This window comes from Mycobacterium sp. E136 (assembly GCF_001666865.1).
In the GTDB taxonomy this organism is placed as follows: Bacteria; Actinomycetota; Actinomycetes; order Mycobacteriales; family Mycobacteriaceae; genus Mycobacterium.
Window position 1 is genome coordinate 21251 of sequence record NZ_LZJE01000318.1, and the last position, 12058, is coordinate 33308.

The 12058-nt window shown below is 69.0% G+C and carries 11 protein-coding genes; 5 read left to right on the plus strand and 6 right to left on the minus strand.

Translation table 11 applies throughout. The features are described 5' to 3' along the window. Positions 1-195: 195 nt before the first annotated feature. Genes A5698_RS20925 through A5698_RS20940 form a run of 4 tightly spaced genes read right to left on the minus strand, consistent with a single transcriptional unit; the run spans position 196 to position 6662 of the window. Positions 196-1107, minus strand: a complete 912-nt coding sequence (locus A5698_RS20925; RefSeq protein ID WP_068300652.1) for an ROK family protein — start codon at positions 1105-1107, stop codon at positions 196-198. Then, on the minus strand, positions 1107-1670 hold the full coding sequence (locus A5698_RS20930; RefSeq protein WP_231967479.1) for a DUF7158 domain-containing protein: 564 nt from the start codon (positions 1668-1670) through the stop codon (positions 1107-1109). The genes A5698_RS20925 and A5698_RS20930 overlap by 1 nt, the downstream gene beginning before the upstream one ends. Further along, positions 1667-5836 carry a glycoside hydrolase family 38 N-terminal domain-containing protein gene (locus tag A5698_RS20935; RefSeq protein WP_068300654.1) on the minus strand — a complete coding sequence of 1390 codons (4170 nt, stop codon included), beginning with the start codon at positions 5834-5836 and terminating at the stop codon, positions 1667-1669. Before A5698_RS20935 ends, A5698_RS20930 begins: the two co-directional genes overlap by 4 nt. A 58-nt stretch (positions 5837-5894) precedes the next feature. Further along, a complete protein-coding gene (locus tag A5698_RS20940) occupies positions 5895-6662 on the minus strand; it encodes an endonuclease/exonuclease/phosphatase family protein (protein ID WP_068300750.1) in 768 nt (255 codons plus the stop codon). A 60-nt stretch (positions 6663-6722) separates the two neighbouring features. Here A5698_RS20940 and A5698_RS20945 point away from each other — a divergent pair, with 60 nt between their 5' ends. Continuing rightward, entirely contained in the window at positions 6723-7274 is a 552-nt protein-coding gene (locus tag A5698_RS20945) for a hypothetical protein (RefSeq protein WP_156614132.1), read from the plus strand. Here A5698_RS20945 and A5698_RS20950 read toward each other — a convergent pair. After that, the gene (locus tag A5698_RS20950) at positions 7264-8220 is read right to left on the minus strand and encodes a helix-turn-helix transcriptional regulator (protein WP_068300657.1); all 957 of its coding nucleotides are present in this window, start codon (positions 8218-8220) and stop codon (positions 7264-7266) included. The two genes, A5698_RS20945 and A5698_RS20950, sit on opposite strands and share 11 nt — an antisense overlap. 61 nt (positions 8221-8281) lie before the next feature. On the opposite strand from A5698_RS20950, the gene A5698_RS20955 reads away from it, so the two are divergent. From A5698_RS20955 to A5698_RS20965, 3 genes are read left to right on the plus strand one after another with little or no spacing between them, the layout of a single operon-like run. Beyond that, on the plus strand, positions 8282-8812 hold the full coding sequence (locus A5698_RS20955; RefSeq protein ID WP_068300658.1) for a DinB family protein: 531 nt from the start codon (positions 8282-8284) through the stop codon (positions 8810-8812). A gap of 2 nt (positions 8813-8814) precedes the next feature. Continuing rightward, positions 8815-9426: a DinB family protein gene (locus tag A5698_RS20960; protein ID WP_068300660.1), complete on the plus strand. Its 612-nt coding sequence runs from the start codon at positions 8815-8817 to the stop codon at positions 9424-9426. Between the two features lie 10 nt (positions 9427-9436). After that, on the plus strand, positions 9437-10348 hold the full coding sequence (locus A5698_RS20965; RefSeq protein WP_068300662.1) for an alpha/beta fold hydrolase: 912 nt from the start codon (positions 9437-9439) through the stop codon (positions 10346-10348). Here the strand turns inward: A5698_RS20965 and A5698_RS20970 are convergent. Continuing rightward, positions 10329-10925, minus strand: a complete 597-nt coding sequence (locus A5698_RS20970; protein ID WP_068300663.1) for a TetR/AcrR family transcriptional regulator — start codon at positions 10923-10925, stop codon at positions 10329-10331. The two genes, A5698_RS20965 and A5698_RS20970, sit on opposite strands and share 20 nt — an antisense overlap. A gap of 104 nt (positions 10926-11029) precedes the next feature. Between A5698_RS20970 and A5698_RS20975 the strand changes: the two genes are divergently transcribed. After that, the gene (locus A5698_RS20975) at positions 11030-12025 is read left to right on the plus strand and encodes an oxygenase MpaB family protein (protein WP_068300752.1); all 996 of its coding nucleotides are present in this window, start codon (positions 11030-11032) and stop codon (positions 12023-12025) included. The last annotated feature ends 33 nt before the right edge of the window (positions 12026-12058 follow it).

Below are 12058 nucleotides of genomic sequence, written 5' to 3' on the forward strand. Positions count from 1 at the left end.
CTTGCGCGAAGAACAACAGACCCGTCCGGACCTTCAACCGATTGCTCGGTGACCGACGGTCTTCGGTGGAACGCCGTTCAGAATAGCCTGCCGCCCGCCCAACAGCCAAAACGCCGCGATATATCCCGGCGAGGGCCCACACGCCAGTAGGGGACAGACGCATAACTGCCCAAAAATCCGCGAAAAGGGGCAGGTTTACGTCTGCTCGCGCAATAACGCCGCCGCGCCGACCAGGCCCGCGTCACCCCCGAGCTCGGCGGGCACCACCTGCACCCCACGAATGAAGTCCAGCCCGGCATAGGACGCGAGAGCTTCGCGGACGGGGTCGAACAGCAGCGCCCCGGACTTGGCCACGCCACCACCGATCACGACGCGGTCGAGGTCGCAGACCGCGCCGACGGCCGCGATCATCGCGCCGACGGCCACCGCGCCGCGACGGAAGGCCCGAAGGGCGACGGCGTCTCCGGCGTTGGCGGCGTCGGCCAATTCCTTGGCGTCGGCTTCGGCGGGCGCATCCCACCCGTGTTCGCGCGCCCACTGCGCCATCCGCGGGCCCGCGGCGATGGTCTCCACACAGCCGCGCCCGCCGCAGGTGCACGGCCCACCATCCGGATCCACGACGACGTGTCCGACGTGCCCGGCGTTGCCGGTCCGACCGTCGTAGGGCGCGCCGTCGAGCACCAACCCACCGCCGACGCCGGTCGAGACCACCATTCCGAGCAGGAAGTCGGCGCCGTGGCCCGCACCGCGCCAGTGCTCTCCCATCGCCATACACAGGCCGTCACCGGCGAGGCGCACCGGGGCGCCGACGGCCGTCGACACCCGTTCGACGATCGGAAACCGTTGCCACGCGTTGATGTTGATCGGACTCACGGTGCCCGCCGTCAGGTCGATCGGCCCGGCCGAGGCGATCCCCGCGCCACGGACCCGCCCACCCGCGGTGGCCAGTGCCTCGGTGATGAGCGAATCCGCCACCGCCCAAATCGTTTCCGCATCACCGCGCGGCGTCGGCAACTTCACCTGGTGCACCAGCGTGCCCGTGCCGTCGACGAGGCCGACGGCGATCTTTGTTCCGCCGACATCGAGCGCGAGGGTGAGATCGGCCATCAGTGCCGGTGGGTGTTGTCGGGTTGTCGAGGGTCACCGGGGTGTTCGTACCCAGGCGCCAGACGCACGTCCGCCGCGCACCGCGCATCCAGCCAGAGCCGGAAAGCTCGACGGCGCGCCGCGGCGCGCAGATGCTCGGCGATCTCACCTGTGGTATTGAAGCGCAACGGGTTTCGTTGCCGGTACGACGCCACCTGGTCATCACTGACGTCAACAGAAGCCGTCAACTCCGCGAACACCGCACGGGCCACCGGGTCGGCAAGCACTGACGCCGCCACGCTGCCGATCTCCATCCGCACGGGCATATCCGGCAGTACCTCCGCTTCGGTGGGCGCGTCGTCGGCGTGCAATCCCCGCGCCGCGGCCTCGGCGGCCACGACGCGTTCGGCGACCAGGAGCTGAGTCAGCCAGCGCCGCAGCTGCCGGCCCTCGCTGGTGCCGGGCCGCGGCAGCGCGGAGGCGATCCGCGAACCACGCAGCGACGCCTCGCGCGCGTCGACCTCATCCAGCGAAACCGGCACCCCGTCCACCGTCGCCGCGATGCCGGCCCACGGGTGGCTCACCGGACCGTCACCTTTACTGCAGGCGAGTACACCAGATGTCCGGCAGCGGCCAACCGGACCAGCGCCCACCATTCCCCCGGCTCCACCCAAGCCGGCGGCGCGACGTCGAACTCGATCTCGGCGGTGCCGCGCGCGGCCAGTTCGACGCCGGATACCGCGGGGCGCAACCACTCCCACGTACCCCATGGGCTGATCAGATGCGCTTCGACGGCGATGTCGGCGTAGGCGTCGGTGGCGACGGTGACCGTCAACCGTCCCGACTGACCGGCCACCACGTCGACGGGCTCGGGTCCGCTGACGAGCCGCAGCAGGCTGTCGTCCGGCGGTGCACCGACCGCGATGACGCAGACGTCCTCGACCACCTGTCGCCACGAAGGCGGGATCGAGACGTGCGCGCCCGTCAACGCGAGTTCGGCCCGTATCGGATACAACCCCGGTGACACCCCTTCCGGCGGTGTCACGCTCACGCCGGTGTCCAGGTGTTCGCCGGGCGGCAGCATGAACGGCAGCACCGCAGGCTCCGCGGTCCATCCGTCCGGACACAGCAACTGCACCCGCCCGTGCAGAACCTCGTCGCAGCAGTCGCTGACCACCGTGAGTCGAAGCGGCACAGGGGAATCCGACATCTCCACGTGTTGGGGATGAAGATGGGCCACCGCGGGCAGCCCGCCGAGCGGCGCCGGACCGCGGTTGTGCAGCCAGTACCGGGCGTAGAGCGGCTGGGCCTCCTCGGCATCCGGCGCCAGCACCGCATGGTCGGCCTGCAGCACCCGTGGCAGGTTGAACCGCGCGAGCACGGTGGCGATCTCGAAGCCGTGCAACGACAACCCGTCCGGAGTGACCTCCTGCACCCGCGGGCGCTCGAGCAGGTCCACCCGAACCGCGGCGGACACGCGGCGCAGCCCGGAGGTGACGGTGACTTCGGTTGTCGTTCCGTTGGTTTCGACCAGTCGCATCGCGACACCGTCCGACGGGTGAACGGGTCGTGCGCTGCCGCCGGCCAATGGATTGCCTGCGGCCTTGAGTGCTCCCAGGCGCACCGATCCCGCCGGCTCGATCTCCAGCAGCGAACCCGACGAGGGAAGGGCGCCCGGCTCTCCCGTGTGGTCCGTCACCGCCAGCAGAGGAGCCGAGAACTCGGCGCTGTGAGCGGGTATTCCGGTGCGACGCCAGTCCCCGTCCCCGGAGACCACCGCATAGTCGAATACGTGTGTCCAGTGCTGCAATTGGAAGTTGGACCCGTCGGGCGCCGTGCGTCGCGGCGGATCGATCCAGGTGCCCGACGGCCATCCCGTACACGATCGCATCAGGGACAGGTTCAGCGTCCCATCCGCTTCGACCGCGAACCCCGGCAGCCCGCGATTGAGTACCGCGACCGTCCGGTTCTCGAACGGCTGCAGGTCGGCCGGCGCGGTCTGCTCGACGACGATCTCCCAGTCGGCCAGGTCGTCGACCACGCCTGCCACGACGTCGTCGAGCGCGAGCCCCGCCAGCACCAGCACCGGCAGCGCCCGCACATCGCGCAGATCCGCGCTCGGCACCCAGGTCGTCGTCAGTGGTGCGGCGGCCGGGACCCAGACCCTGGCCGCGCCGGTAGCGTCGAGCTGCCGCTTCACCTCTTCGGCGTAGGCAGCGTCCACAGCTTCGAGAAGGTCTGCGGTGAAGCGGTTTTGGTCGGGACCGCCGAGCGCGATCCGCACGTCGGGAAGGTTCGAGTCGACGGTGAGGTCGCCGTAGCGCGGCTTGTCGGCACCGCTGCACGTGGCGGTGACCCCGGCGCGCGCAAGCGCGACCATCAGCGGCCGCGCCGCCGCGGACGCGTCTTCGGTCGGCGTGACCACCTCGGCGACCGACATCGCGCGACATCCGGCGCCGATTCGCACCCGTACCGCCGACGACAATCCGAACCAGCCGTACGCCGGGTTGTCGAGCGTCCACGGATGCGTCGCGGCGTCCACCGCATCACCTCCGCGCTCGTGCAGCAGCGCGAAACCGCGTCCGATCACCGCATCACCGACCTCGCTGACCGGCATCGCGCCGGGTATCGGGCACGGCCAGCGCAGCCGCAGCAGCTTGTCAGCGCCCGTGAACTCGTCGATCGTCGTCCGGCAATCGACGCGTGCGACGCCGTGCCACAGCGTGAGAACCTGTGTGTAGCGCAACATGTCGCCGATGGCGCCGTGGATCACCAGGCGCTCGCCGAGCGTTCCGCGATAGGCCTGCACGGTGGCCGCCGCCGCCGAGGAACACACCACCGGCCCCTTGGGCAGCAGGTGCCACGGCCCCTCCCCCGCCTGCGGGTGGGCCGGGTATTCGTCGTACACCGCGAGCTCGTTGCCGACGGCACCGTCAGCGATCAGCGATCGGCCGGAAGCGGATTCGATGAGCGACTCGACGGCACCGCCCCGCGCCGGGTCCACTCGCAGCCGGTAATGGTCGTTGCCGATTTCGTTACCGCTCACCGCTTCCCACGCGGTCGGCGTATCCGTGTCCTCGAGCCGATACGACCGCCAGCCCAGCGACGGCACATCACGGGCGATCCACGTGACCGTGCGACCGCCATGTTCGGCGTGAGCCGGGACCTCCTCGCCCGCACAGTCGAGCACCCGCACCGCCCCGATCGATTCCGGAATGCGCGCGATGACGACGTCGGTGCGCTTGTGCGCGACCGGATTCCACACGACGACCGACTCCTCGACCGCCCCCGAGAGCACGGCCAGTGCGCTGTCTCGGGCCGCCCTGCCCAACTCCCACGCCTCGCGCCAACCGGTCAGCAGGTCGAGATACACCTGATCGGACTCCGAACCGGTGATCGCGTCGTGGTGTGCACCATAGGCCAGCTGCACCCAGGCCTTGGCCAACGCCGCCTGGGGGTACGTCGCGCCACCGAGCAGTCCGGCGAACACCGCGAACTTCTCGGCGTCGAGCACGACGTCCTCGGCCGCCCGGTTGGCCTGCTTGGTGTCGATGTAGGAGACGTCCTTGCCGGTGTAGATCGGGTTCATGTCCCGCGTCTGCGGCGACGCATCGACATCCCGCTCGCCCAGTTCGTCGCGCACCGCGGCGAAGAACTCCCTGGGCAGCGCGCACACGAACCGGGGCCAGGTGTAGCGGGCGTTCCAGTCGCGGTGAATCTCGGTGACCCACTTGTTCGGTGGCGTGTAATCCGTGCCGACCGGCAGCAGCACGTTGCGGGTCAGCGCCACCTTCTTCAGCGACGCGAACAGTCGATACGTCTCGTCTTCGGCGGCCTGCAGCGTCGGCGCCGAGTCCATCCACCAACCTGCGGCGTAATGGGCCGGCATGTAATGCGTCAGCAGCCCGCGTCCCGACGGGGCGAGCCATTCGAATTCGCTGCTGAACTGCATGCGCTCGGGGTCGCCGCGGTCGGCCATCGGACCCCACTGATGGTGCGGGCCACGGGCCCACGAACTCGACGTCAGCCCGGCGTCTGCGGCCATGCCCGGAAACTGCGGGTCATGGCCGAACGCGTCGAGCTGCCAGGCGGTCGCCGGGTCGGCTCCGAGTACGTCGCGCTGAAAGCCGATGCCGTGCACGAAGTTTCGGATGGTGGTTTCGGGACTGGTGAGGTTGGTGTTCGGTTCGTTGTAGGTTCCGCCCATGATTTCGACACGGCCCTCGGCGAGGAAGCGGCGCAGGTCGTCGCGGTCTTCGGGGTGGGTGTCCCAGAACGGCTTGAGGTAGTCGACCTCGGCCAGGACGAACTTGTATTCGGGCTCCCGCCGGGCCATTTCGAGATGGGCGCTGACCAGATCGAAACCGTTGGTCTGCCGGCACCGGCCCGGCGGGTCCTCGCTCCACAAGCTGGTGTACGCGGCTTGGGTGTTCCACCACACCGGGTCGTAGTGGAAGTGGCTGATCATGAACATCGCCCAACCGGGCTCGGCGACGGTGAACACGAACGGCGTTATGCCATCACCCGTCGCGACCCGCGCGGGCCGCTGCTCACCTGGCCGCGGATCGGTCACCGCGACCGCCACCTCGACGCTGCCGTCAGCGGCGGTGGTACGGGCGTGACCCGTCAGGCCGTCACCGTCGACGCGCACCTCGCCCGCGCCGTCGGCGTAGGTCACCCGCACGATCTGCAGCGGCGCGTCCGCGGGCCCGACGAACAGATCCGTCGACTCCGCCGAGATGACCCGCACAACCAAACCCTACGTGCGGTCGACGTGGCGGTGATCGAAACCGCGGTGTGGATACAGGTCAGTCCCTGGCGATGTCGACGACGAGGGCACGGTGATCGGAGATCGGCAGTTCCGGGGCGCAGCACCGCTCCACCCGCAGGCCGCGGTCGTCGGTGACGATGTGGTCGAGTTGGCGGTCGGGCTCGTCGGACGGGAACGTGATCGCCTCGGCGAGCGGATGCAGACGCGTCCATCGCCGGACCGACCGCGGCACCATGTTCAGATCGCCCATCAGCACGCGCGGCGACGGAAAGCCACGCATGTCGCGCAGCAGCCGCCGCAACTGCATCCGGTTCCACCCCGGCACGAACGACAGATGCGTGTTGGCGACGGTCAACGGGCCCAGCGGCGTGTTCAGTTGGCCGACCACCGCCGCTCGCGGCTCCTCGTTGACGACCTTCACCCGATTCGGTCCGGGCAGATACATCGGAAACCGCACCGGGATTCGCGGCAGCCGCAACACCTGCCACGACTCCGCGGGAAACCGCGACAACAGCGCGATGCCGTAGGCCGCGGTACCGGGCTGCTCGTCACCGGTGGCCGCCATCCAGGTGGCGCCCGGCGTGCCCGAGATCGCGGCGACGAAGCGGTGGCTCACCGCGCCCATCGCCTCGGCGGCGACCGCGGTCAGGTCGGCCATCCCCGAACGCGGCTGGTCGAGGTCGACTTCCTGCAAAGCCAGGACGTCGGCATCGAGCTCCCGGACGGCCTGCACGAGGCGATCCCGGTGAACCAGCCCGTCGTGCACGCTGCGCCCGTGCAAGATGTTGAAGGTGGCCATCCGCATCTGCATGGGTACTAGCTACCCACAATGGCTGCCAGCCCATCAGTCGGCCCCGGGAGAGTAGTGCCACAGAGAAACGATGATCTGCGCGACGCACTCAAGCGCGCGGCGTCGGCGTTGCGCGCTTCGGGCCCGGACTTCGCCCTGGGCGGAAGTTACGCGCTGTGGGTGTTCGGCGGTCCGGAACCCGTTCACGACGTCGATTTCGTGGTCGCCGAGCCCGATACCGAGAAGGCGGCGGCGACGTTGGAGGAAGCCGGTTTCCGCGTCGAGCGCACCCCGGAGGACTGGCTGTTCAAGGCCTGCGTCGAGGACGACTTCGTCATCGACGTGCTGCACCGGCTCAACGGTGTTCCGGTCGACAAGGAGAGCATCCTGGCCGCGGAGGAGTACGACGTGCTCGCGGTGCGGATGCGCGTGCTCGCCCCCACCGAGGTCATGCGCGAGAAACTGAACTCCCTCAACGAACACCACTGCGACTTCGCCGGACTGCTGCCCGCGGTGCGCGCGGTTCGCGAACAACTGGACTGGGAGCAATTACGCGTCGACACCGCCGACAACCCGTTCGCGTCGGCGTTCCTGATGCTCGCCGACCGTTTGGAGCTCACCGGCTGACGCTGCGCCCCAGCCGGTCCGACACCAACTCGGCCGCCCACACCACCTCCGGCGGCGAGAGCACCTCGAAGTCACATCCCACCATCGCGAAGAAGAGCACCATGCGTTCGGGATCGTCGGCGCCGGCGGTGACGATGCATCTGTCGGGGCCATCGGGCTCGATCGTCACCGATGCCGCCGAGAAGTGCTGTGCGACAACGCTTTGCGGCGCTTCGAAGCGGACACGCGCGACATATCGATACGGCGAGCTGCTGATCGACCGCTGCACGTAAGCCGCCGCATCGGGCGCCTCGCGGGGCGCGAAGGTGCTCCCCTGCGCGCGCACGTCGTTCATCCGGTCCAGCCGCAGACTGCGCCAGTCCTGCTTGTCGCGGTCGTAGGCCAGCAGGTACCAGCGCCGCCCCGTGGTGACCAACTGATAGGGCTCGAGCCGCCGCTGGGTGGCATTGCCGCGGATGTCGACGTAGCCGGCCGAGATGTGCTCGTGGTCGCGGGATGCTCGCGCCAACGTCATCAATACGTCGGGTGCCACAGGTGCATCCGAGGACGGCGACATCAGGGTGACGGTCGAGTCGTGCACCGCGGCCACCTGCGAGCGCAGCTTCGACGGCATCACCTGATCGAGCTTGCTCAGCGCGCGCAACGCCGATTCGCCCACGCCCGCGACCGTCCCGCCCGCGGCCAGGCGCAGGCAGACCGCCATCGCGACGGCCTCGTCGGGATCCAGCAGCAGCGGCGGCAGCGCCGCACCGGCGCCGAGCTGATAACCGCCGCCGTGGCCCTTGCTGGCGTGGACCGGATACCCGAGGTCGCGCAGCCGCTCGACGTCGCGGCGCACACTGCGCGTGGTCACGCCCAGGCGCCCGGCGAGCTCCTCGCTCGTCCACACCCGGCGCGACTGCAGCAGACCCAACAGCTGCAGCACCCGGCTCGTCGTCTCCGACATGAACCCAGCCTGCCTCACTCATAGGACCGAAACTGTCCTATAACCCTGTCAAAGTGATCGTATGCCCACGACGATCACCCACGAGCTGGCCGAACAGGCAGACTTCCACTGGACCAACTTCCTGCGCCCCCGGTTCCAGGGGCTCACCGACGACGAGTACTTCTGGCAGCCCGTCGCGGACTGCTGGACGGTCCACCCCGACGGCAGGATCGACTTCGCGTATCCCGAACCGACGCCACCGCCGTTCACGACGATCGCCTGGCGACTGGCCCACCTCATCGTCGGCGTCTTCGCGATGCGCAACCACAGCCATTTCGGCGCGCCGGCCGCCGACTACCAGTCGTGGCACTACGCCACCGACGCACCGACCGCGCTGGGACAACTCGACGAGCAGTACAGCACCTGGATCGAGGGCGTACGGGGGTTGTCCGAAGACGACCTGAGCCGGCCGTGCGGACCCGCCGAAGGCCCCTACGCGGACTATCCGCTCATCACGCTCGTCCTGCACATCAACCGCGAGCTCATCCACCACGGCGCCGAAATCGCGTGCATCCGAGACCTTTACGCCCACACCAACCCGAAAGGAAACTGAATATGCCCGCTATGCCCCCACCCGTCGCCGACGAGCGCGAGGGCCTGCGCGAATACCTGGCCGCGCAGCAGTACGCCTTTCACGCCGTGGCGTTCGGCTTGTCCGACGAACAGGCGCGGTCGACACCGTCGGTCAGCGCGCTGTCGATCGGCGGTTTGATCAAGCACGTCACCAACTGTCAACGCGGGTGGATGGCGCGCGTGGCCGCAGCGCCCGAGATGACCGAGAGCGACCGCCGTCCGATGGCGGATCAGCAGGCCGACTATCAGAGCGAGTTCGTCATGGGCGAGGACGAGACCCTCGCCGACATCCTCGCCAGGTTCGACGAGCAGAACGCCGAGACCATCCGGTTGATCGAAACCGCCGACCTGGGTGCGGCCGTGCCGATCCCGCCGCACGTGCCGTGGTTTCCCAAGGATGTTCCGGCGTGGTCGGTGCGGTGGGTGTTCCTCCACATGATCGAGGAGCTGGCCCGGCACGCCGGACAGGCCGACATCATCCGCGAAACCATCGACGGCGCAACGCTGTACGAGCTGCTGGCGGGCCTCGAAGACTGGGAGCCGACACCGTGGTTGACGCCGTGGGGCAAGCAACCGGTCGGCGGTCAGGTGTAGAAAGCACAGCATGCAGGTTCGAAGCGGCACCGCGGTCTGCGGGGACGTCGGGATCTTCTACGAGGACCTCGGCGACCCCGCCGACCCGCCGGTGCTGCTGATCATGGGCGTCGGCGCCCAATTGCCGATGTGGCCCGACGGGTTCTGCGCCCGGCTGATCGAACAGGGGTACCGGGTGATCCGGTTCGATCATCGCGACACCGGGTTGTCCACGAAGCTCGACGGGCAGCGCGCCGACGGTTCGGTGTATCCGCGGGTGCTGCGGTATCTGCTGGGCCGCGGCAGCCCGGTGCCGTACACGCTCGTCGACCTCGCCGAAGACGTGCGCGGCCTGCTCGACCATCTCGGCATCGAATGCGCGCACATCGTCGGCGCTTCGATGGGCGGAATGATCGCGCAGGTGCTGGCGGGCCGCCACCCCGGCCGGGTGGCGTCGCTGGGGCTGGTGATGACGAGCGCGGGCACGCCGCTTTCGTCGTTGCCTGCGCTGCGGGTGATCCGTCTGGCATTCGGCGCGCCGCCCCGTGACGCCCCGTTAGAGCAGCGGCTGGCCCACGAGGTCCGCAACGTCGCAATCATCAACGGGCCCAACTTCTTACCGCCGACCGAACAGTTGCAGCGCCGGGTGCGGGAATTGCGCGAGCGCAGCGACTACCCGCAGGGCATGCTGCGTCAGTTCGACGCCATCCTCGGCACCGGCAGCCTGCTGCGCTACACCCGGAGCATCACCGCGCCCACGGTCGTCGTCCACGGCTCGAAGGACCCTATGGTGCGACCGCGCAACGGCCGCACGGTCGCGCGGGCCGTCGAGGGCGCGCGCTACGTCGTCGTCGACGGTATGGGCCACGACCTTCCCGAGCCGGTGTGGGCCCCGGTGGTCGGTGCGTTGACGGAGAACTTCGCTACCGCAACACCTGGCTGACGGCGTGTTCGACCACCGCGTCCAGATCGGTCCCCAGCCGGCCCGCCAGCCACTGCTGCGCCAGCTCGGCCATCGCGCCCGTGTACATGGCGGCGCCGACCAGTGCGGCCACGGAGTCGGTGTCCGGCTGCAGCCGCCAGCCCTCGGTGAGCACGCCCTCGCGCAACAGGTCCTGCGTCGCCGCGCGGCGCGCCGCCAGCACCGGGTTCGACCGCGCATCGGTGAACAGCACCCGGCCGCGGCGGGGATCCTCGGAGCTGAACCCGAGCACGGCGGCGATGCCCGCCCGGGTCCTGTCCCGTAGCGAATCGCCGGCCTGCGACATGGCCGCCTCGACCGCTTCGGCCAGTTGGGCGCTCACCCGGTCGTAGACGGCGCCGAGGAGGTCGTCGGTGTCGGCGAAGCTCTCGTAGAAGTAGCGCGTGTTCAGCCCGCATTCACGACAGACGGAACGCACCGACACGGCGGACTCGCCACCGTCGCCGAACAACCGGAAGGCGGCGTCGATCAGCTGTGCACGGCGTTCGGCGCGGCGGTCCGTCAGCGGTACGCCGGCCCATCGCGTGGGACTGGTCACGGCCTCAGCGTAGGCCGACGCGCGCCAACTCTGGTCACATACGTGACCAAACTGTATTCTGGCGACAGCCGTGACCAGAATCGGGAACTCGAGGAGCCGACGTGATCCTGCTGCCGCACCAGTTCATCGGTGAGTTCCTCAACCAGCGCTTCGACAAGGACGTGCGCCGCAACTACTTCCGGGGGATGGAGTTCGCCGCGCCGGTCGGAGATCCAGGCTGGTTCGGGCCCGGCAGCGCGGTGTGGCACGTGCATTCGCACATGCAGGCCCTCATCTTCGGCCTGCAGTGCGCGGCGTTCATGGAACGTCTTGACCCGTCGATCTACTGGATGGGCATGCACCACTCACGGCTGGTCAAACGTGACGAGAACGGTGTCGGCCGACCGGAGATCGACCCGAAGGGGGCCGCGGTACGTCTCGGCCATTCCATCGCGTTCTTCATCGGCACCGCCTACGGCTCGACCGAGACCGCCGAGCGCCTGGCGAAGGCGGTGCGCTCGATGCACCACACGATCAAGGGCACCCGCCCCGACGGCGCCCGCTACGACGCCGACGACCCGGACTGGCTGCGCTGGAACTACGCCACCGTGGTGTGGGGGCTGGCCACCGCACACGAGCTCTACCATCCAAACCCGTTGCGCGGCAAGAAGATCGATCGCTACTACCGCGAGTTCGTGCGGGTCGGCCACGCGTTGGGCGGCACCGATCTGCCCGAGACCAAGGCCGAGGTCGCCGAGTGCCTGGAGTCCTACCTGCCGCGCTTGGCCGTCACGCACGGCACGGCGGTTGCGACCGGACCGGGCCTGCCACTGGCGCAGAGCGCGATCAACTGGGCCATCCGCGACACCATGCCGCGCTGGGCCAAGCAGCTGATCCAGCACAAGGATCCCAACATCGTCGAGCAGACCACGAGGCGCGCGACAGTCTGGTCGGTCATCAACGGGCTGCACCTCGTGCAGGGCCCGATCCCGGAGTTCCAGCAGGCCCAGGCCAGGGTCGCGTCGGGCACCGATCTGCCGCACACGCTGCCGTCGTACCGTTTGGGCGACGACGAGGTCCTCAGCCGCGAAGAGGTCGAACGCAGCTTCGCCGAGGCCTGACCACTGTGAGCCCGTCCACACGTTTTTACGGGC